Annotated in this window: 20 protein-coding genes, 2 tRNA genes and 1 rRNA gene; 10 read left to right on the top strand and 13 right to left on the bottom strand. The window is 50.7% G+C overall.

The features are described from left to right. Nucleotides 1–66: 66 nt before the first annotated feature. The 5 genes from C7B16_RS25655 to tssH all read right to left on the bottom strand — a co-directional run bounded on the left by C7B16_RS25655 (nucleotide 67) and on the right by tssH (nucleotide 5818). Nucleotides 67–519 carry an STY0301 family protein gene (locus C7B16_RS25655; protein ID WP_001515757.1) on the bottom strand — a complete coding sequence of 151 codons (453 nt, stop codon included), beginning with the start codon at nucleotides 517–519 and terminating at the stop codon, nucleotides 67–69. Between the two features lie 12 nt (nucleotides 520–531). After that, the gene (locus C7B16_RS17620; RefSeq protein WP_000332236.1) at nucleotides 532–939 is read right to left on the bottom strand and encodes a BPSL0067 family protein; all 408 of its coding nucleotides are present in this window, start codon (nucleotides 937–939) and stop codon (nucleotides 532–534) included. 51 nt (nucleotides 940–990) lie between these two features. Beyond that, nucleotides 991–2505: a type VI secretion system contractile sheath large subunit gene (gene tssC / locus C7B16_RS17615; protein ID WP_107179953.1), complete on the bottom strand. Its 1515-nt coding sequence runs from the start codon at nucleotides 2503–2505 to the stop codon at nucleotides 991–993. Between the two features lie 24 nt (nucleotides 2506–2529). Then, nucleotides 2530–3075 carry a type VI secretion system contractile sheath small subunit gene (gene tssB, locus C7B16_RS17610; protein ID WP_000996822.1) on the bottom strand — a complete coding sequence of 182 codons (546 nt, stop codon included), beginning with the start codon at nucleotides 3073–3075 and terminating at the stop codon, nucleotides 2530–2532. 100 nt (nucleotides 3076–3175) lie between these two features. Then, complete coding sequence (gene tssH, locus C7B16_RS17605) at nucleotides 3176–5818, bottom strand: type VI secretion system ATPase TssH (protein ID WP_105270118.1); 2643 nt, start codon at nucleotides 5816–5818, stop codon at nucleotides 3176–3178. Between the two features lie 332 nt (nucleotides 5819–6150). Here tssH and tagK point away from each other — a divergent pair, with 332 nt between their 5' ends. The 6 genes from tagK to C7B16_RS17575 are packed head-to-tail and all read left to right on the top strand — an operon-like array spanning nucleotide 6151 to nucleotide 12321. Further along, complete coding sequence (gene tagK / locus C7B16_RS17600) at nucleotides 6151–7062, top strand: type VI secretion system-associated protein TagK (protein WP_000812393.1); 912 nt, start codon at nucleotides 6151–6153, stop codon at nucleotides 7060–7062. After that, nucleotides 7052–7882 (top strand): type VI secretion system accessory protein TagJ, encoded by an 831-nt coding sequence (locus C7B16_RS17595; RefSeq protein WP_000183894.1) that lies wholly within the window; start codon nucleotides 7052–7054, stop codon nucleotides 7880–7882. Before tagK ends, C7B16_RS17595 begins: the two co-directional genes overlap by 11 nt. After that, complete coding sequence (gene tssE, locus C7B16_RS17590; RefSeq protein WP_107179952.1) at nucleotides 7879–8373, top strand: type VI secretion system baseplate subunit TssE; 495 nt, start codon at nucleotides 7879–7881, stop codon at nucleotides 8371–8373. The genes C7B16_RS17595 and tssE overlap by 4 nt, the downstream gene beginning before the upstream one ends. A 15-nt stretch (nucleotides 8374–8388) precedes the next feature. Next, nucleotides 8389–10272: a type VI secretion system baseplate subunit TssF gene (gene tssF, locus C7B16_RS17585; RefSeq protein ID WP_001515753.1), complete on the top strand. Its 1884-nt coding sequence runs from the start codon at nucleotides 8389–8391 to the stop codon at nucleotides 10270–10272. Next, the gene (gene tssG, locus C7B16_RS17580; protein WP_107179951.1) at nucleotides 10269–11264 is read left to right on the top strand and encodes a type VI secretion system baseplate subunit TssG; all 996 of its coding nucleotides are present in this window, start codon (nucleotides 10269–10271) and stop codon (nucleotides 11262–11264) included. Before tssF ends, tssG begins: the two co-directional genes overlap by 4 nt. 10 nt (nucleotides 11265–11274) lie before the next feature. Continuing rightward, entirely contained in the window at nucleotides 11275–12321 is a 1047-nt protein-coding gene (locus tag C7B16_RS17575; protein ID WP_000450215.1) for an ImpA family type VI secretion system protein, read from the top strand. Nucleotides 12322–12469: 148 nt separating this feature from the next. On the opposite strand, the gene C7B16_RS17570 is transcribed toward C7B16_RS17575, so the two are convergent. Both C7B16_RS17570 and dnaQ read right to left on the bottom strand, forming a co-directional pair. Beyond that, nucleotides 12470–12546, bottom strand: a tRNA-Asp gene (locus C7B16_RS17570). Nucleotides 12547–12678: 132 nt separating this feature from the next. Continuing rightward, entirely contained in the window at nucleotides 12679–13410 is a 732-nt protein-coding gene (gene dnaQ / locus C7B16_RS17565) for a DNA polymerase III subunit epsilon (protein WP_010379295.1), read from the bottom strand. 64 nt (nucleotides 13411–13474) lie between these two features. On the opposite strand from dnaQ, the gene rnhA reads away from it, so the two are divergent. Beyond that, the gene (gene rnhA, locus C7B16_RS17560) at nucleotides 13475–13942 is read left to right on the top strand and encodes a ribonuclease HI (protein WP_000917882.1); all 468 of its coding nucleotides are present in this window, start codon (nucleotides 13475–13477) and stop codon (nucleotides 13940–13942) included. Here rnhA and C7B16_RS17555 read toward each other — a convergent pair. Then, on the bottom strand, nucleotides 13939–14661 hold the full coding sequence (locus C7B16_RS17555) for a class I SAM-dependent methyltransferase (RefSeq protein WP_001515751.1): 723 nt from the start codon (nucleotides 14659–14661) through the stop codon (nucleotides 13939–13941). The two genes, rnhA and C7B16_RS17555, sit on opposite strands and share 4 nt — an antisense overlap. Before the next feature lie 33 nt (nucleotides 14662–14694). Between C7B16_RS17555 and gloB the strand changes: the two genes are divergently transcribed. Both gloB and mltD read left to right on the top strand, forming a co-directional pair. Beyond that, a complete protein-coding gene (gloB, locus tag C7B16_RS17550) occupies nucleotides 14695–15450 on the top strand; it encodes a hydroxyacylglutathione hydrolase (RefSeq protein ID WP_001515750.1) in 756 nt (251 codons plus the stop codon). Between the two features lie 71 nt (nucleotides 15451–15521). Then, a complete protein-coding gene (gene mltD / locus C7B16_RS17545; RefSeq protein WP_000644687.1) occupies nucleotides 15522–16880 on the top strand; it encodes a murein transglycosylase D in 1359 nt (452 codons plus the stop codon). 47 nt (nucleotides 16881–16927) lie between these two features. Here mltD and C7B16_RS17540 read toward each other — a convergent pair whose 3' ends face one another. Both C7B16_RS17540 and C7B16_RS17535 read right to left on the bottom strand, forming a co-directional pair. After that, on the bottom strand, nucleotides 16928–17698 hold the full coding sequence (locus tag C7B16_RS17540; RefSeq protein ID WP_000211694.1) for a class I SAM-dependent methyltransferase: 771 nt from the start codon (nucleotides 17696–17698) through the stop codon (nucleotides 16928–16930). A 77-nt stretch (nucleotides 17699–17775) separates the two neighbouring features. Next, nucleotides 17776–18576: an endonuclease/exonuclease/phosphatase family protein gene (locus C7B16_RS17535; protein ID WP_001230982.1), complete on the bottom strand. Its 801-nt coding sequence runs from the start codon at nucleotides 18574–18576 to the stop codon at nucleotides 17776–17778. Nucleotides 18577–18817: 241 nt separating this feature from the next. Here C7B16_RS17535 and yafC point away from each other — a divergent pair, with 241 nt between their 5' ends. Then, on the top strand, nucleotides 18818–19732 hold the full coding sequence (gene yafC, locus C7B16_RS17530) for a DNA-binding transcriptional regulator YafC (RefSeq protein ID WP_000648552.1): 915 nt from the start codon (nucleotides 18818–18820) through the stop codon (nucleotides 19730–19732). On the opposite strand, the gene dkgB is transcribed toward yafC, so the two are convergent. From dkgB to rrf, 3 genes are all read right to left on the bottom strand, one after another. Next, nucleotides 19729–20532, bottom strand: a complete 804-nt coding sequence (dkgB, locus tag C7B16_RS17525; protein ID WP_038354861.1) for a 2,5-didehydrogluconate reductase DkgB — start codon at nucleotides 20530–20532, stop codon at nucleotides 19729–19731. The genes yafC and dkgB overlap by 4 nt on opposite strands. A 162-nt stretch (nucleotides 20533–20694) precedes the next feature. Further along, nucleotides 20695–20771, bottom strand: a tRNA-Asp gene (locus C7B16_RS17520). A 54-nt stretch (nucleotides 20772–20825) separates the two neighbouring features. Further along, a 5S ribosomal RNA gene (gene rrf, locus C7B16_RS17515) occupies nucleotides 20826–20941 on the bottom strand. Nucleotides 20942–20945 lie beyond the last annotated feature (4 nt).

Below are 20945 nucleotides of genomic sequence, written 5' to 3'. Positions count from 1 at the left end.
AGGCTGTATAATTTCCGGTAATGAGATACCAGTATTTAATTAATTTACATGTTGAATGTATTACGTCTATTTACATATCACAGATATCAATGACTCTCCTTGTTCCCGCTGACGCTGTAAAGAAGATGCCTGGCACTGTGTTGCAGATGCTGGTACTGGTTGTGATAACCAAACCTGTCCGTGGTTATAAATACAAGAAACCCAGTAACGCTCACTATCCTGATTAGTGGTCATTGTGGTATCCCATATTTGCCTGGTTTCACCCTTTATTTTCTCTGTCTCTGGTTTTAGATCTATCCGATTTTCAGGTTTTCCCTGCGACATCCCTACGCCGTCCAGCCACAGACGGGGTTCATAGCGGGAAGATCCCTGCCAGGATGCAGGTACATCCGACTCCAGTACTGTCGTTGAGGATTTTATATTGATAAACTCGGGGCAACTGACTTCCCACGCTGCAACAAATTGTGAATAAAACAACATATAACCCAATAACAGAGAAAAAATAAAACGGGTCCCCATTGAATCTATCCTCTACTCAATAACATAAAAAGCTTCAGCGTTATTACTGGCATCATGATATGTCCCATCACTGCGCATCCCACCTTTTCTGGAGATTTTGCGCGCAGATACATTCGAGGCTTTGCCTGTCCACTGATCCATAACATAAATATACGAATCATCCTGTTCGAGATAGAAAGCAGCATGTTTATGAGCATTGTCCCCCGATGGATATTTCCCATTCACAAAAGTCGCAATTGCTGTTCCTCTGGGAATCGATTTGTCTCCGAAAACCTTCCGACCCTGCTTCCACGTTCCGGTATGCCCCACATGTGCATATACCTGAACCAAGAACACACATTCCTTTCTGTCTCCTGCCCCCGCCATTCCCACCATTTCAGTGCCCTGCAATGAATCTACCAGTCCATAAACATATGCCATATATCCCCCCTGAGTATTACCCGACATCATTCATTCAAATATTCATAAAAATCAGGCGGTTCCCTGTTTTACTGACGGCAGTTTTGTCACCAGACGCAGCGATCCTGTTAATCTTTCAAGCTGAAAATGCGGGCGCAGGAAGAATTTGGCATCGTAATAACCCGGATTCCCCTCCACTTCTTCCACCACTACCTCAGCAGCAGCCAACGGACGGCGGGCTTTGGTTTCCTGCGAGGAGTTCACCGGATCGGCATCAACGTAGTTCATGATCCATTCATTGAGCCAGCGCTGCATATCTTCACGCTCTTTGAACGAGCCAATCTTGTCGCGCACGATACATTTGAGGAAGTGCGCAAACCGCGAGCAGGCGAATAGATACGGCAGGCGTGCGGAGAGATTGGCGTTGGCCGTGGCGTCCGGATCGTAATATTCCTGTGGTTTTTGCAACGACTGTGCGCCAATGAAGGCGGCGTAATCAGAGTTTTTGCGGTGGATCAGCGGGATAAAACCATTTTTCGCCAGTTCAGCTTCCCGACGGTCAGAGATGGCAATTTCCGTCGGACATTTCATGTCCACGCCACCATCGTCGGTAGGGAATGTATGACAGGGTAGGTTTTCCACCGCACCACCAGACTCCACACCACGGATCAACGTACACCAACCGTAATGTTTGAAAGAACGGTTGATATTTACGCCCATTGCATAGGCAGCATTGCTCCAGACATATTTGCTGTGGTCTGCACCATCTGCATCTTCTTCAAAATCAAACTCATCGACAGGGTTTGTTTTCGCACCATAAGGCAAACGGGAGAGAAAACGTGGCATCGTCAGGCCAATGTAACGAGAATCCTCACTTTTTCGCAGCGAATTCCACGGAGCATATTCGAGGTTTTGGGTCACAATTTTGGTCAGATCACGCGGGTTAGCCAGTTCCTGCCAGGAGTCCATCTGCAACACTGACGGAGAGGCCCCGGCAATAAACGGCGCATGGGCTGAGGCAGCCACTTTGGCAATGGAGCCGAGCAGATCCACATCCGGCGGGGTGTGATCAAAATAATAATCCGCAATGATACAACCGTAGGGTTCTCCGCCTAACTGCCCATATTCAGCTTCATACAGCTTTTTGAACATGGGGCTTTGATCCCAGGCGATCCCTTTGTAACGCTTCATATTTTTCCGCAATTCATCCTTTGAAAGGTTCATAAAGCGGATTTTTAATTTTTCATCGGTTTCGGTGTTGTAAACCAAATGTTCCATCCCACGCCAGGAAGACTCCAGTTTCTGAAAATCCGGATGACTCAGGATTAGCTTGATCTGTTCCGTTAATTTGAAATCGATCTGCTCAATAATCGTAGCAATACTTTTGTAAGCATCGTCACTGACGGTGACTGTATTTGTCAGAGCCTGTTGGGCCAGCGTCTGAACTGCAGCCTCAACAGCCTTTGCAGCCTGAGGTGTCTTGGGACGGAAGGCTTTATCCAGCAGTGAATCAAATTCAGTGTCCTGATAGGCTGTGCTTTGCTCAGCAGTGAGATCGCCTGTCGCCAGAAGAGTATCGTTTACCATGAAAGTTCCTTAATAAAATCGCAGTTAGTCTGTTGTTCCCGTTTCACCTGATAAGACACTTTCCTGTTGAGTGACAGGTTTTGGTGCACTGGCCAGAGCGTTCAGTAACGTCGGGTCTTGTAAGAGTTTATTGATCAGATTTTCTGCTCCTGCTTTACCATCCATATAGGTTTGTAGGTTGGCAAGCTGAGTACGTGCTTCCAGCAGTTGGTTCAGGGCGTCCACCTTGCGGGCAATCTGCGCAGGTGAAAAATCATCCATATTCTCCAGCGTAATATCGACCATTAACTGCCCTTCGCCCGTCAGCGTATTGGGGACAGCAAACGCCACGCGCGGCGCAATAGCCTTCATTCGCTCGTTGAAATTGTCGATGTCAATATCAAGGAATTTACGATCGGTTACTGTGGGCAACTCTTCACGTGGCTTACCGGCCAGATCGGCCAGCACCGCCATGACAAACGGCAGTTCGATTTTTTTTTCGGAGCCATAAATCTCAACGTCATACTCAATCTGCACGCGGGGCGCACGGTTGCGGGCAATAAACTTCTGCGCGCTGTTGTTGATAGCCATAATCCTTCATTTCCTTATCAGTCAGCCGCCGACCGCCAGGAGAGCGGTTCAACGGTACAGTTTAAAAATGCACAGCAAACAGTTGGTTCATACGGATAAATCATGCTTCATGAACCGTTTCAAAAATAATCTGTTCATCCTCATCAACACGAATGCGGATTTGCGTGATGGCCGTTTTCTCTGTCATCGCCTGCAACCAGTAACGGGACAGTTGTGGGAGGAGATGTTGTTCGATATAGCCGATAAGCAAACGAGCGCCGGTTTCGTGCATCGGGCAATGTGCCACTATGTGCGTAATTAATTCATCGCCATAGACGAGTGAAACGCCATGCTGCTCTGCCATCCGCTCCATCAGCCTGTCAAGATGCAGGCGGGCAATAACGCCACGCGCCGTCTCATCCAGCGGCAGATAGGGGATAACCGTCACCCGTCCCAGGAAAGCAGCCGGGAAGTGTTTGCGTAACTCCGGCATTAAGGCTTCTTTTAATCCTGACAAATCAGGCAGTAGCGCCGGATCCTCACACATCTGGCTGATAAGGTCCGCTCCTGCATTAGTGGTCAACAACAGCGTGGTATTTTTGAAATCGATGTGGACACCTTCGCCATCCTCCATCGCGCCTTTATCAAATACCTGGTAGAACAACTCATGGACGTCATGATGGGCTTTTTCAATTTCGTCGAGCAGCACCACGCTCCAGGGATGACGACGTACAGCTTCCGTCAACACGCCGCCTTCGCCATAGCCCACGTAGCCGGGCGGCGCACCTTTCAGCGTGGAGACGGTATGGGACTCCTGAAACTCACTCATATTGATGGTGATCAGGTTCTGTTCGCCGCCGTAAATAGCTTCCGCCAGCGCCAGCGCGGTTTCGGTCTTACCCACACCGGACGGCCCAGCCAGCAGAAAGACACCCACTGGTTTACGCGGGTCACCTAAACCCGCCCGCGCGGTCTGGATACGCTCACCAATCTGCACCAGCGCATCCATCTGCCCGGTAACACGCTGCGCCAGACGGATGGGGAGTTCGAGGATCTGGCTGGCTTCATCTTTCACCATGCGCCGGGCGGGAATGCCTGTCCAGTCGGAGACAATCGCTGCCACCACCGCCGCGTTAACTTCCGGGAACACAATGGGGTTTTCACCCTGCCAGACTCGTAATGCAGTTTCCGACTGTTGTAACGTGGTTTCATCACGCTCATCGGGCTCTGCGGCACGCTGTTCCTGTAAGGTATGAACCAACTCCAGTTCCTGCTGCCAGCGCGCTTCGGTGTCAGAAAGATCTGCATTCAGTGAGGCGATCCGTATCGTCAGTATGTCGCCCCGCTCTGCGCGGATACCCATTTTTTCCTGCTTTAATAACAACTCCTGCTCCAGTTCGGCGGCATTGAGCTGCTGACGCAGATACTGGACTTTCGCTGGTGGGGTATGCAGCGACAGCGCTACACGGGCCGCCGCCGTATCCAGCAAGCTGATAGCCTTGTCCGGTAGCTGCCGGGCCGGAATGTAACGGTGAGAAAGCTGTACGGCGGCGCGCACAGCCTCATCAAGGATCAGGACGTCATGGTGTTTTTCCAGCGTGGTGACTAACCCGCGTACCATCTCAACAGCAGCAACCTCTTCCGGCTCTGCCACCTGCAACACCTGAAAACGCCGGGTCAGCGCAGGATCTTTTTCGATATGGCGTTTGTACTCACTCCAGGTGGTTGCGCCGATGGTGCGCAGGGTGCCACGCGCCAGCGCCGGTTTCAGCAGATTGGCAGCGTCGCCCGTACCGGATGTACCACCAGCGCCCACCAGGGTGTGAACTTCATCGACAAACAGAATAACCGGCTGCGGCGAACGCGCAGCCTCTTCCAACAGCGCCTTCAGGCGGGATTCAAATTCGCCCTTCATGGACGCCCCGGCCAGCAGCGCCCCGACATCCAGCGACAGCAGACGCACGTTTCGCAGTGAAGGCGGCACTTCGCCCCGGGCAATCGCCAGCGCAAATCCTTCCACCACAGCCGTTTTCCCGACGCCCGCCTCGCCGGTCAGCAGCGGATTGTTCTGCCGACGACGCAGCAGAATATCCGTCATGGTACGAATTTCGTGTTCGCGGCCGGTGACCGGATCAATATTGCCTTCACGCGCCAGTGTAGTCATGTCCTGACAGTATTTCGCCAGCGCAGATTTACTTCCGCTTGATTCGCTGGCAAAGACCTGGCTAGCTTCCCCCGGTACTGCAGAATTCAAACCCGAGCCGTCATATGGCATTTCTGTTATTTCAGAAGATGATGTGATTAAAGACGGAAGGATATCTAATAGTTCATCTACCGGTAGCCCAGCCAAAGGCGCACAGATATTTTTTAACACCCGATGCAATTCTGGCGTGGTTAACCAGGCAAGTAATAACCAGCCACTACGAATTTTTTGATCACCAAAACGGATACTTGCCAACATCCAGGCTTTTTCGACAGATAGATCGATATGATGGGAAAAATCGTTAATTACACTCGCCCCGGCAGGCAATATCTCCAGTTGTCGAATTAACGCATTCTCTACATCAGCAGATGTTATTTGATAGTGTCGAAGCACATTGTGAATGTCATTCTCTGGTTGTTGTATGAGTTGATGCAACCAATGTGTCAGTTCGACATAAGGATTAGCACGTAATTTACAGAACGTTGTCGCGGATTCCAAAGATCTAAATAAAGATTTGGTCAGCTTTCCATATAGTGCACTGCGTGAAACAGGAGTGTCCATCTGTTACACCTGATGATGTAAAATCATATAAATGATACATAAGCATAACTGTATCGATTAAAATCCCTAATTAATAGAATCATCAAAAACCCAGAATGAAACAATGATGCATATCACAGAACACAATGTAATATAGCAGTTAGTATCTTTTTTATGGTGATATTCAATATGGCAATTTAATTTCATATATATTATGAATATATTACACTAAAAATCACCACTATATATTTCCGCGAAGACTAATATTGATAAAGCAAATTGATCAGTATTGCTTATCTAAAAATTTTAATTAATTATTCTGTTGAAAAAAACACTCTACACAGTGATATGCAATGAAACAAAATATTACCTGGGGACTACAAAAAATACAGGCGCATGGGATCTCCGATAACACAATTTATGCGACTGCAGGAACCCAAATTATCTTCACCGTTACCACTCCCTGGATCCCTGTTTTTGAGGCAAATGATGATGTAAAGATTGCCCTCAGTCTGACCCGCCACGAAGAGGCATGGTGGATAATTAATCAGTCTGATGAATATTGTTGCACGGTAAATGATCAGATTGTCGAGCCGCATCACCGTATGCGCCTGAACGAAGGAGACTTGATTGAATGGGGATTATCTTCATGGTGTCTTGTGCGCGGTAACCTACCATCCACGGCTTTACACGTGGAAAAGACGACAGCGCAGATTACCGCTTCACCAAAAACAATGATTGAGTATCTCGATCTCGACTGGTTTCGACAACAGCAAACACAACCGCAAAACCCGTTCGATATCATTCCGATCCACGGCGCAGTCACCACAGAAGTTGCCCCAGAAACAGATAACCCACTCCCCCTTCTTTATCAAGAATACCGCCAGGCGTTGTCGTCCCCCGAACAGGATATTCATCACCATGTTGATCCTTTTCCCCTGTACGAAGAGGCAGTCACACAGGATCTGACCTCCTTATGCAGCCTGACCTCTGAAACTGATACATTGCAGGATATAGTCACTGGTGGGCTAAGTATTGACGCGATTCTCGATGTGCTGGATACCACCGGCGAAGAAGAAACCACCTGGCCTGTCGAAACGATTCTCCCCGATATCCTGCATCTGCTTTCCCCGGAATATGCACAGGAAACGATACATAACGCCATTCTACCCGACCTGACACAACGTGAGCACCGCATCATCGGCATTGACAGTCATTACCGGGTCACCCCGGTACAACACGGAGATATTTATCATGACAAATAATAACGTGCTACCGGCGATGTTGTCGGCGCTGTTGCGGGATTATTCTGTAGCGGAAGGAATTCAGATAGCGGAGCAACAGGTAAAGAAGCAGCCGACGTTGGCTTCACATCGGCACAATCTGTTTCAGTTATTGTGCGTGACAGGCTGTTGGTCGCGGGCGCTACAACAAATTCAGCTTTGCGCCCGAATAGACGCTAATTATACCCGAGAGGCTCAGATATTTGGGGAGCTGATCCGCTGTGAGATATACCGCCACACCTGCTTTCAGGGGGAACAGCGTCCCGGTTTTATTCTCTCCCCGCCCGCGTGGATGGAGAATTTGCTGGCCGCCCTCACCGGTAACACCCGTGGTGAAGCGCAGGAAGCTGATGTCCACCGCAACCGCGCACTTGAGGCCATCACAGACACTACCGGGCAGTGGAATGGCGGTAAATTTGACTGGATTAGTGACAGTGATTCCCGTACCGGCCCGGTACTCGAACTGATCGCGGGCGGTGTATATATCTGGCTGCCATTTTCACAAATTCGTTCGCTGAAATCGCCACGGCCCGTGCATCTGACCGATTTGCTCTGGAAACCCGTCAACATCACCCTGCATAACGGTGACACGCACAGCGCCTGGCTGTTTTCCCGCTACAGCGGTTCTGAAAGTGCTTCTGACACCTTACGCCTTTGCCGGGAAACCGTCTGGCAGGACGGGCCAGGAGATACCCTGGTTACGGCACTGGGACAAAAAATGTGGCTCACCAGTCACGGCGATATTAGCCTGCTGGATATGACCGCCTGTACCTTTAATGCGCCCGAAGGTAGTGACGCATGAGCGACTTTCGCCTGCGCCATAGCAACCACCTGATGCCTACATTGTTTGATCGACTGTGTGACGATGCTCCACAGCAGAAGCGCGACCACGATATCAGCGTCAGTCCGGTACAGCTCAGGGAGATCATCCGTAGGGATTTGTCATTTTTGCTCAACACGGTCAGTCATGAAGATAATATTGATGCCGCGTGTTACCCGCAGGCTGCGGCTTCCGTACTGAACTACGGTCTGCCGCCGCTGGCTGGCAGCTTTCTGTATGAACACAAATGGGACGATATCCGCAGGGCCATTTTACGTACCATCATTCGGTTTGAACCCCGCCTGAAAGCATCCACTCTGCAAATCATCCCGCTCCAGGATGAGCGCCGCCAGAGCGGTCATAACACATTACAGTTTGAAATTCGCGGCGAAATCCTCACGCAGCCGTACCCTACAGCATTTCGGGTACGCAGCGTGCTGGATATGGAACAGAGCCACATTACATTTTTTTAATACAGAAGGTGACCGATGGATCCACGGCTACTGGAATACTACAACCGCGAACTGAGCTATCTGCGGGAAACGGGAGCCGAATTTGCCGCCCGTCATCCTAAAGTCGCCGCCCGGCTGGGTATGCATGGAACGGATATTGCCGATCCGTATGTAGAAAGGATGGTCGAGGCCTTCAGCTTCCTGACCGCCCGCACGCAGCTTAAAATTGATGCTGAATTCCCCCGATTCACCCAGCGTCTGTTGGAGGTCGTCAGCCCTAATTACGTTACCCCCACGCCCTCAATGAGTGTGGCGCAACTCCATCCCGACCCGGAAGAAGGTGATCTGGCAAAGGGGTTCACCGTACCGCGCAGCACTGCCTTTTTTTCCGCCATCCCGGAAGGTGAAAGCACCGCCTGTCAGTTTCGCAGCAGCCAGGATGTGACACTGTGGCCACTTGCCATCGAAGAAGCACGTCTGACCGCCGCACCGCCAGATATGCCCGCCCTGCACCGCTACCTGCCTGCTAACATTCACGTTGCTGGCGCGCTGCGTATTACCTTGCGCACCTTCGGTGAACTGACTTTCAGCCAGCTTGCCGGGCTGGACAGGCTGCCGCTTTATCTCTGCGGCGAGGAACGCACGGCCTCACACCTGTTCGAACTGCTGCATACCAGCGCTATCGCCACACTGGTTGGCGTTCCGGGCCATTTTGACGGCATGTTGGATGTGAACCTGAAACAGCCCGTCATGTATGAGGGTCTGGAGCCGGATCAGGGACTACTGCCGCTGGCGTGGAACGTATTCCACGGCCATAACCTGTTGCATGAATATTTCGCCTGCCCGGAGCGATTTTATTTTTTCACACCAACGGGACTGTCTGCCGGGCTACAGAAAATTCACGGCGGCGTGGCGGAAATCGTCATTTTGCTGAACCGCCTGCCGCCGGACTGGCTTAGCCACCAGACGGATGCCACACAGCTCAGTCTATTCTGTACCCCGGTTGTCAACCTGTTCCCCCGAGTCACCGCCCGGATCGACGTCACGCACAGCACGACGGAGCAGCATCTGGTAGTAGACAGAACCCATCCACTGGATTATGAGGTGTTCTCGGTTCAGGAAGTGGAAGGGCTGGAAACTGACACCACACGGAAGATAGCCTTTCGCCCGCTCTACCACACGCGCAATAACGATGAAGGCAACCACGGGCGTTATTTTTCCCTGCGCCGGGAACCGCGCCGCTTATCAGAAAACGCCCGCCGTTACGGCACCCGAACCCCCTATACGGGTTCGGAAGTGTTCCTGTCACTGGTTGATCAGTATGAAGCGCCGTACCCGGAAAATCTGCGCCATATCACCATCACGGCCATGATAACCAACCGCGATCTCCCCTGTCTTATTACACGCAATGGCCGGAACGACCTGACCGTGGATGCGGCAATCCCGGTGGCGGGCGTCGGGCTTATCCGTCCACCGCGACCGCCGCAGCCCCCGCTGGCTGAACGTGAAATGGCCTGGCGGTTGATCCGCCAGTTATCTTTTAATTATCTGCCACTGGCCGATCTGGATCACCGCACCGGCGGCCAGGCGTTGCGCGATCTGCTGAGCCTGTTTATTCCGGCGCATGACAGTCCGCTGTCGCGTCAGGTGCGTAGTCTGGTTGGCTGCAAAACGACACCGGTCACACGTCGTCTGCCAGGTTCCGGTTTGCTGGTCTATGGTCGAGGCGTCAGTTGTGAACTGACCGTGGATGAAGAAGGCTTCTCGGGTATCAGTCCATATCTGTTCGGTCTGGTGCTGGAGCATTATATCGCCCGTCATGTTTCCATTAACACCTTCTCGCAAATGACGCTACACAGCATGCAGCGCGGCAGAATTATGACCTGGCCGGTCAGGGCTGGACAGCGGGGAAGCATATGAGCGGCAATTTCACGCAGGCGCAGGAAACTCCCTGGCGTTACGGTTTTCTGAACCTGATGCGTCGCGTTGATGTGCAGTTGTGCACCATCCCGGCTGGCGGCACATGGCAACCGAGGATGGAAAAATTTCGCCTGGGACAAACACCTGCGCTGACCTTTGCACCAAGGGAAATCGCCAGTGTGAGCTGGCAGGAAGGACGACTGAACATCAGCCTTTACAGCCTCAGGCTGTGGGGGCCGAACGGCCCGCTACCGCTGCACTACACAGAACTGGCACATAACCGGACCGAAAGCCGCCGCGATCCGACACTAACTCGTTTTTCCGATCTTTTTCATCACCGCTGGCTGACGCAATTTTACCAGGCATGGCGCAGCGCTCAGTCCGCCGGGGGCGGTCTGGATAATCCGCAACATGACCGCTTTGCCTTTTATATCGCCAGTCTCAGCGGACAGGATTTGCGGGAATGCGCCGACAGCCCGTTGCCGGATCACGTTCGCCTTGCGGCATCGGCTCATCTGGTGCGTGAATCCCGCAATCCGGACGGACTGGCAGCCACGCTGGCGCACTATTTCGGCGTGCCATTCCGAGTACAGGAGTACGTTTTGCACTGGATAGCCGTAGCAAATGACGAGATCACCCGACTGGGCATTCCTGCCCCCTCTTCCGTTATTGGCAACGGCGCACTCATAGGACAGGCCGTACCGGACATGCAGTATAAGTTTCGGCTGGTCATTGGTCCGCTGACACTAGAGGATTACCAACGTTTTCTGCCTGGCGGCAATAATTTGCCGGTGCTGACGGAACTGGTTCGCGCCTTCACCGGTTTTGAATACTGCTGGGAAATTGAGCTACAGCTTAAACCACACACTGCACCTCCGGTTGTTACAGGCGGCCCATACCAGCTTGGCTGGACTGCCTGGGCTGGAAAGGCCATGCATGATAACCCGGTGACGGGCATGATTTTCGAACCTGAACACTATCTGGCGTACTGAGGATAATTTAATGGAAACATCTCTGGCTGACCCTGTTTCGGCTGAATGCCCATGTGGCCCGGATCTGGAGTACGATCCTGAATACCTGCTGCTGTTCACCCGCGCAACGCCGCGTGAAGAAGCGCAATACGGCGATTTTGTCAGTACGCCGGAAACCATTAACTGGGCGGAGCTTGAGCGGGATGCCCGCCGCCTGCTGACGCGCAGTAAAGATATCCGTATTCTGGTTGTCCTGCTGCGCTGCCGTATCCAGCAGGCCGGTGCCAGAGGGCTGGCGGAGGCATTTACCTTACTGGAAATGCTGTGCGCCACGTACCCGGACACCATCCATCCACAACTGCTCGCGACTGAAGATATCACCGCCGAAGATGCTACAGTAGCACGCAGTAACGCGCTGTCGGCGCTGCTGGACCACGAAGGAGTAATGGCGGATATTCGTGGCATTATGCTGTCAAACAATGCTGCTATGCGCCTTCAGGTACGGGATGTGGAGCGTTCGCTGTCTGCATCACGCCCGACGGATGCGCTGGCACCAGAATCAGTACGCCAGCAACTGGCCGACCTGGAAGCTCAAGGCGCACTGCCGCTGGATGCCTTTCGCCAGGCCTCGGAAACCACAGAGCGCCTGCAATGTCATGCGCGTGCAACGCTGAATGATCATGCCCCGGACTTTTCGCGTCTTACACAATTGCTGGCCCTATTGCCAGGAGCGGTGCAGAGCACCACGCCGGAGATCCCGCCGCAACCGCAGGCTGAACAGCCGGAGAACGCCGCCATCGATCATACTGAACAGATACAGGCAGAGCACGTTGTGCCACCGGTACATACTGCGGTGGGAATATCTCCGCTGCCCGGCGCAGAACCCCGGCAGATCCGTGACCGGAACGACGCGCTGGAACGTTTACGAGTTATACGTCGATGGTTTGAGCACAGCGAACCGAGCAGCCCGACTATTCCCTTGCTGCGCCAGGCGGAACGGCTGATTGGAAAACGCTTCTCGGAGGTAATAAATGAAATTCCAGCAGAACTGCTGGAGAAATGGGATGCGCTGGAATAACAGAAATGGACGGAATGTATAACGGCTGGCCATTATATTATGTGGCCATTTTTTAAATCATATCCGTTTTAATTCTGGGGCAACAAATTCCCTCAGCGTCCAAAACGACGAAAGCCCGAATCATTACTGATTCGGGCTTTCTGAATACTGGCGGAACGGACGGGACTCGAACCCGCGACCCCCTGCGTGACAGGCAGGTATTCTAACCGACTGAACTACCGCTCCGCGTTGTGTTCCGTTGGGAACGAGGCGAATATTACGGACTGCCTCGTTCTTCGTCAACGGTTTTTCTCATCTTTTGAATCGTTTGCTGCAAAAATCGCCCAACGTGCTATTTTTAGCGCCTTCAACGGATAATTATGCCCGCCAGAGGCAGCTTCCGCCCTTCTTCTGCACCAGATCAAGACGGGCTTCATGCGCTGCAAGCTCTTCATCTGTCGCAAAAACAACGCGTAACTTACTTGCCTGGCGCACAATACGCTGAATTGTCGCTTCGCCTTGTTGCTGCTGTGTCTCTCCTTCCATCGCAAAAGCCATCGACGTTTGACCACCGGTCATCGCCAGATAAACTTCCGCCAGGATCTGAGCATCGAGTAATGCCCCGTGCAGCGTACGCTTACTGTTATCTATTTCATAGCGAGCGCATAACGCATCGAGGCTGTTGCGCTTGCCAGGAAACATTTTCCTCGCTACCGCAAGGCTATCGGTTACCTTACAGAAGGTATTGGTCTTTGGAATATCGCGCTTGAGCAGCGAAAACTCGTAGTCCATAAAGCCGATATCGAACGCTGCGTTATGGATCACCAGCTCCGCGCCGCGGATATAGTCCATAAACTCATCAGCTACGTCGGCAAACGTGGGCTTATCAAGCAAAAATTCATCGGCAATACCGTGTACGCCAAAGGCTTCCGGGTCTACCAGCCGATCGGGCTTCAGATAAACGTGGAAGTTATTGCCCGTCAGACGACGGTTCACCACTTCAACGGCACCAATCTCAATAATCTTGTGGCCTTCATAGTGCGCGCCAATCTGGTTCATACCGGTGGTTTCGGTATCGAGAACGATCTGGCGTGTAATTGCAGTGCTCATAGCGGTCATTTATGTCAGACTTGTCTTTTTACAGTTCGATTCAATTACAGGAAGTCTACCAGAGATGCTTAAACAGGTAGAAATTTTCACCGATGGTTCGTGTCTGGGTAATCCCGGGCCGGGTGGTTATGGCGCTATTTTACGCTATCGCGGACGCGAAAAAACCTTTAGCGCAGGCTACACCCGCACCACCAACAACCGTATGGAGTTGATGGCTGCTATTGTCGCGCTGGAAGCGTTAAAAGAACATTGCGAAGTCATTTTGAGTACCGACAGCCAGTATGTCCGCCAGGGGATCACCCAGTGGATCCATAACTGGAAAAAACGGGGCTGGAAAACCGCAGACAAAAAACCGGTAAAAAATGTCGATCTCTGGCAACGTCTCGATGCCGCGTTGGGTCAGCATCAAATCAAATGGGAATGGGTTAAAGGCCATGCCGGGCATCCGGAAAACGAACGTTGCGATGAACTGGCTCGCGCAGCAGCGATGAATCCCACGCTGGAAGATACGGGCTATCAAGCCGAAGTTTAAGCCTGCGGCTTACGAAATTGCCGGGTGGCACCAACCGCCTGGCGAATTCGCGGTTTGTTTTTGCTCTGTTTCATCGGGTTGAGCGTTAGAGGAATAGTCCGTTTCCGGGCAACAATAAGTTGTAAGCAACCAAGCGCAGGAATATGCGTGCTCAATAGTTTTCCACCATATTTGTTCCACGGGAGAACATGGAAACGGCTGGCATGCACTACTTCAAAATTCAACAAAGAAAGCCAGTCCAGTTGCCGCATCAGGGTAAACATCCGGCTATTATAGGGCGATGTTTTTCGCAATACCGGCACAAGTTTACGTAATCCCATTAAACTGATGGGATTGAAGCCAGTAATAACCAGCCAACCATCATCAATCAATACCCTATCGGCTTCGCGTAATAAACGATGCGGGTCAGTGCACCACGGCAACGTATGCGCCAGTAGACAAACATCGACGGATTTATCGGCAAAAGGAAGATGAAGCGGATCCGCCTGCACTTGTACGGGCGTTCCTTGTGCAGAAACATTCACTTGATGAGAAACCGCGCACGCTTCGCAATTGATTTCTGCGCTTAAATTGCCAATCTTAAGCAGATGAAAACCATACATTTTAGCGAACCATGGGTTGAGCTGACGCTCCAGCGCCTTGCGATAAAGCTCTCCCCAGGGCAAATCGCCCCAGCAATCAGGAGCCACGACAGTTTGAGGGTTCCTTGCCGGTTTCATCACAACCTTCCGTTTCGCACTGAGAGGTAATCTATGAATCTTAACAGTATTTCCGCCTTTGATGACAATTACATCTGGGTTTTATCTGATGAAGCAGGTCGTTGCCTGATTGTCGATCCGGGAGAGGCAGAACCTGTATTAAAGGCGATTTCAGATAACAACTGGCAACCAGTAGCGATTTTCCTCACTCACCATCACCACGATCACGTTGGCGGTGTAAAAGAACTGGTAGAAAAGTATCCGCAAATTGTGGTGTATGGACCCGAAGAGACACAAGATAAGGGAACAACGCAGGTAGTCAAAGATGGCGATACTGCCTTCGTTTTAGGGCATGAATTTAGTGTAATTGCTACACCAGGTCACACTTTAGGACATATCTGTTACTTCAGTAATCCTTATCTATTTTGCGGCGATACTTTGTTTTCTGGAGGATGCGGGAGGATATTTGAAGGTACTCCACCACAGATGTATCAATCACTTAAAAAACTAAGTGAACTTCCTGATGATACATTGGTGTGTTGTGCTCATGAATATACTTTATCAAATATGAAGTTTGCCTTGAGTATTCTTCCGCATGATTTGTCCATAAATGATTATTATCGTAAAGTTAAGGAGTTACGGGCAAAAAATCAAATAACACTCCCCGTAATTCTGAAAAATGAGCGACAAATTAATGTTTTTTTGAGAACAGAAGATATTGATTTAATTAATGTAATTAATAAAGAAACATTATTGCAACAACCTGAAGAGCGTTTTGCATGGTTAAGGTCAAAGAAAGATAGGTTCTGATAAAACTTTCTTGTCATTGGCTTCGTTCGCCGTTATGATCGGTCGTCTTTTAAGCAACTATTGACACACACATGAAGGCAAAAGCGATATTACTCGCCTCTGTCCTGCTCGTAGGTTGCCAGAGTACCGGTAACGTTCAACAGCACGCACAGAGCCTTTCTGCAGCTGGTCAAGGGGAAGCAGCAAAGTTTACAAGTCAGGCACGATGGATGGACGATGGGACGTCTATCGCGCCAGATGGTGACTTGTGGGCTTTCATAGGCGACGAGCTAAAGATGGGAATTCCGGAAAATGACCGGATTCGCGAACAGAAACAGAAATATTTACGCAATAAGAGCTATCTCCACGATGTAACTTTACGGGCAGAGCCGTATATGTACTGGATTGCCGGGCAAGTTAAAAAACGTAACATGCCTATGGAACTGGTACTACTACCCATAGTGGAGAGCGCTTTTGATCCTCACGCAACGTCTGGCGCCAATGCCGCAGGCATCTGGCAGATCATTCCGAGCACGGGGCGCAATTATGGTTTGAAACAGACCCGCAATTATGATGCGCGTCGCGATGTTGTTGCTTCAACAACGGCTGCGCTGAACATGATGCAGCGTCTGAACAAAATGTTTGACGGCGACTGGCTTCTGACCGTAGCGGCTTATAACAGCGGCGAAGGTCGAGTCATGAAGGCAATTAAAACGAACAAAGCGCGTGGTAAATCCACAGACTTCTGGTCGTTACCGTTGCCACAGGAAACGAAGCAGTACGTGCCTAAAATGCTGGCATTGAGTGATATTCTCAAGAATAGCAAGCGTTATGGCGTACGTCTGCCGACGACCGATGAAAGCCGTGCTCTGGCGCGTGTACACCTGAGTAGCCCAGTTGAAATGGCGAAGGTTGCAGATATGGCGGGAATTTCTGTCAGCAAGCTGAAGACATTCAACGCTGGCGTAAAAGGTTCCACGCTGGGCGCAAGTGGTCCGCAATACGTGATGGTGCCAAAGAAACATGCAGATCAACTGCGTGAATCTCTGGCTTCAGGCGAAATTGCTGCCGTACAATCAACACTGGTTGCCGACAATACGCCACTTAACAGCCGTGTTTACACCGTACGCTCTGGCGACACGCTTTCAAGCATCGCTTCACGTCTCGGCGTAAGCACAAAGAATTTGCAGCAGTGGAACAATCTGCGCGGTTCTAAGCTGAAACCCGGCCAAAGTCTGACGATTGGCGCGGGTAATAGCGCACAGCGGCTGGCAAACAACAGCGATAGCATTACGTATCGTGTGCGCAAAGGCGATTCGCTTTCAAGCATTGCTAAGCGTCACGGCGTGAACATCAAAGATGTGATGCGCTGGAACAGCGACACTGCGAATCTGCAACCAGGCGATAAGCTGACGTTGTTTGTAAAAAACAACAACATGCCAGATTCCTGACAAACCAGATAACAGAAAGGCACCGATTCCCCCGGTGCCTTTTTTATTTATGCCGCTTTATGAGCTTCAATCATAATAGTATCACTGGTGAAAGAGCCATCATTCTGCAAGGCAAAATACGTTTTCACCTCTGTAGATGCACTCTGTTGGTAAACACGAATAGCGTCTGCTAATACTTCTGGCGTGCGCATTCTCGCGACCCACGAAGAAAATTCCAGCGGCAATTTATCGGTGATCAAGTTATCAACAACCAGACTGGCTTCATTGACTAACGCCAACCATTCGCCACTGGAGTAGTTGCGCACGTGAGAAGTATCACGTAACGCTTCTACCGTCTGTAACCAAATATCGCGCACCGAATGACCCGGTGACATCACATCCATCACAATCAACAGACCACCGGGCTTCAGTACCCGATTCACTTCACGCAGTGCCGCACCGACATCATGCCAGTGATGGGCAGAATAACGACTGATAACAATATCAAAAGAGCGATCGGCAAATGGCAGGCATTCAGCATATCCCTTGCGAGTAGTGATATTTGTCAGTTGCCGTGCATTGGCCGCTTGTGTAACAACATCCAGCATTTGTGAAGATAAATCATACGCCACCACCGCCTGCACATTTTGCGCCGCGACAAAGCTGGCATGTCCTGCTCCACAGCCCATATCAAGCACGCAAGCTTCAGGATATCCGGCCAGACGCGCAGCCAGACGCTGCAAGTCTCGCCCGGATGCATGCACGGTACTGGTTAAATACTCACTGGCCTGCGAGCTAAACTGCTTTTCTACATGGTCATGGTGGGATTGTGTTGTCATTGCGCTGTCCTTTAGTTGTTTGAGTATTAAAGGGCAGCGCCAAACATTGGTCTGCCCTGTGGCAGACCTGACATACCTTATTTATCAGGCTTGCCGGGACCGAATTCAACGAGTAGCGGATTGTGATCGGAAGCGCGCGTAACCAGTACGGAAGCTTCACTAACATTCAGCCCACGGTAGAAAACAAAGTCGAGCGGACGACCAAACGCCCGACGGCGTTGATCATCAGTAAAACGCACCTGACGCAGCGACATTTCCCGCGCAAAGCGGTATAAGGCATTCATCCTTCTACGGCTCCAGGCATTGAAATCTCCCGCCATAATGACCGGGCCGCTGTGGTGGGCTATCTGATCGCCAATAGGAAGTAACTGCTTACTATAGACATCCACGCCCAGGCTGAAGTTAACGGCGTGAATATTCACCACCATCAATAAACGCGTATCTGGCAATGGGTAGACCGTCACCAGCGCCGACTTTGCCAGACGCAAAATAGGTTCTCGTTCACGTAACGGACAGCAATAAACAGGATGCGCCGCCGAAAGCGTCATAACACCGGAAGGATGTTGTGGCAGTACGAAAGCAGGCACCTGATCAGCGGCGAGATAGTTAGCGGTCGCAAACTGCACTAACTCTGGTGTTGTTTGCGCTTCCTGCAATAACACCAGATGCGCATCTTTGCCGTAATTTTTCAGTACCGACAACCATTCAGCACGTTGCTGTTTGTAAATGTTCCACACCAGGATCCGAATACGCTCTTCGGTACTTAACGGCTCTCCGGGGGGTAATGCCTGGCCGATGCTCGCAAAAGACCCTGGCGGTAAGATCCTTTCCGCAGGTTGTCCGGCAACATAGCGCATGGCATAGGTGTTTTTTCGCACTTTTGACTTTGAAACCTCTATTACGTCAACCCTTCCGCACTCGGGAGGGTTCTACTGTTATAGGGATTTTAGCTCACTCTTTCAACGAGCAATTGTATATTGTTATGTAAGCAAGTGCTTACATCGGACAGAATTTGGCTCATCATTGATGATCATTAAATCGGATGACTTATCACCTGTCCGAATGGTTTAATAACAAATAAATTCAAAATCTCTTTTATATTTTGCAACAGGAGCAAAAATGAAAGCCACGTCGGAAGAACTCGCCATTTTTGTTTCGGTAGTCGAAAGCGGAAGTTTTAGCCGGGCGGCAGAACAATTAGGACAAGCGAACTCTGCGGTAAGCCGGGCGGTGAAAAAGCTGGAGATGAAACTTGGCGTTAGCCTGCTTAATCGCACCACGCGGCAACTTAGCCTGACGGAGGAAGGGGAACGTTATTTTCGGCGTGTGCAGTCGATTTTGCAGGAAATGGCCGCAGCAGAATCAGAAATCATGGAGACACGTAATACGCCACGCGGACTGTTACGGATCGATGCCGCGACCCCCGTGATATTGCACTTTCTGATGCCGTTGATTAAACCATTTCGTGAACGCTATCCGGAAGTTACTTTATCGCTAGTCTCCTCCGAAACCATTATTAATTTGATCGAAAGAAAAGTGGATGTTGCGATTCGCGCCGGCGCATTAACGGATTCCAGCCTCCGAGCCAGACCGTTGTTTAACAGCTATCGAAAAATTATCGCCTCCCCCGATTATATTGCCCGCCACGGGAAGCCAGAAACTATCGACGATTTAAAGCAGCATGTTTGCCTGGGATTCACTGAACCAGCCTCCCTCAATACCTGGCCGATAGCCTGTAGCGATGGGCAATTACATGAGGTGAAGTACGGTTTGTCATCCAATAGCGGGGAAACGCTGAAACAGCTTTGCCTGAGTGGCAACGGGATCGCGTGTTTGTCTGACTATATGATCGACAAAGAAATTGCACGTGGTGAACTGGTAGAGTTAATGGCAGATAGAGTACTGCCAGTGGAAATGCCTTTCAGCGCCGTTTATTACAGCGACCGTGCAGTGAGCACCCGTATACGAGCCTTTATCGATTTCCTTAGTGAGCATATAAAAACAGCTCCCGGAGGAGCTGTCAGAGAAGTTTAATCCCATTCAGGAGCCAGACCTTCCGGACTTACGAGGCGGTCGTTGCAATCCAGCGTGGCGATCGCTTTTTTGTCTTCGGCATCAAGCTGTAAATTTACTGCCTGCAGGTTACTCTCCAGATTTTCGCGTTTAGTAGAAGAAGGAATAACCGAGTAACCTTCCCCCATCGCCCATGCCAGAATCACTTGTGCCGGAGTCGCATTGTGTTTCGCGGCGATACGAGCAATAACCTCATCTTTCAATGCCTTCCCATAAGCCAGCGTCATGTAGGAGGTAATATGAATGTCGTGCTGTTTAGCCCAATCGACCACTTTATGGTTTTGCAGATAAGGAGAGAGCTCAATCTGGTTGGTGGCGATGTTTTCAGCGCCAACAGCAGTAATCGCTTTTTCCATCAACGGGATGGTGAAGTTGGAAATACCGATCTCACGCGTCAGCCCTTGTTTTTTCGCTTCCAGCAGCGCCTGCATAAACTCTTCTACTGATACCGCATCATTTGGTGACGGCCAATGGATCAGTGTCAGATCGACATAATCGGTACGTAATTTTTGCAGACTATCCTTCAAACTCGGGATCAGTTTGTCTTTGCTGAGATTTTCAATCCAGATTTTAGTGGTGATATAGAGTTCATTACGTGGTATGCCGCTTTCTGCAATCGCCTGACCTACAGCAGCTTCGTTATCATAGATTTGTGCGGTATCAATTGCGCGATAGCCAAGTTCCAGCGCGGTTTTTACTGATGCAATAACAACGTCATCCTTCAGACGGAAAGTACCTAAACCAAATGCAGGGATAGCCATAATATGCCTCTTTTAATGATATGTTCGTTAACTGAGATGATTATGGACTTCAGATTGTTGCGGAAAAAGAGCGTAAAATGCAGAGGATTTTTGCGATTCTGGCAATAATGAAATTGCAGACGAAAAAAAACCTCGAGCGTTAACTCGAGGCTTCTTAATAAGTGGCGGAACGGACGGGACTCGAACCCGCGACCCCCTGCGTGACAGGCAGGTATTCTAACCGACTGAACTACCGCTCCACCGAATTCTTTTACAACCACCAGTTTTATGACCGGCTTACTGCTAAATTTGATGCCTGGCAGTTCCCTACTCTCGCATGGGGAGACCCCACACTACCATCGGCGCTACGGCGTTTCACTTCTGAGTTCGGCATGGGGTCAGGTGGGACCACCGCGCTATCTCCGCCAGGCAAA

It is taken from the genome of Escherichia sp. 20412-1, assembly GCF_003027595.1.
GTDB lineage: Bacteria > Pseudomonadota > Gammaproteobacteria > Enterobacterales > Enterobacteriaceae > Escherichia > Escherichia marmotae.
Note: the sequence above shows the minus strand (reverse complement) of the source record. Positions and strands in the feature narration are given on the sequence as shown.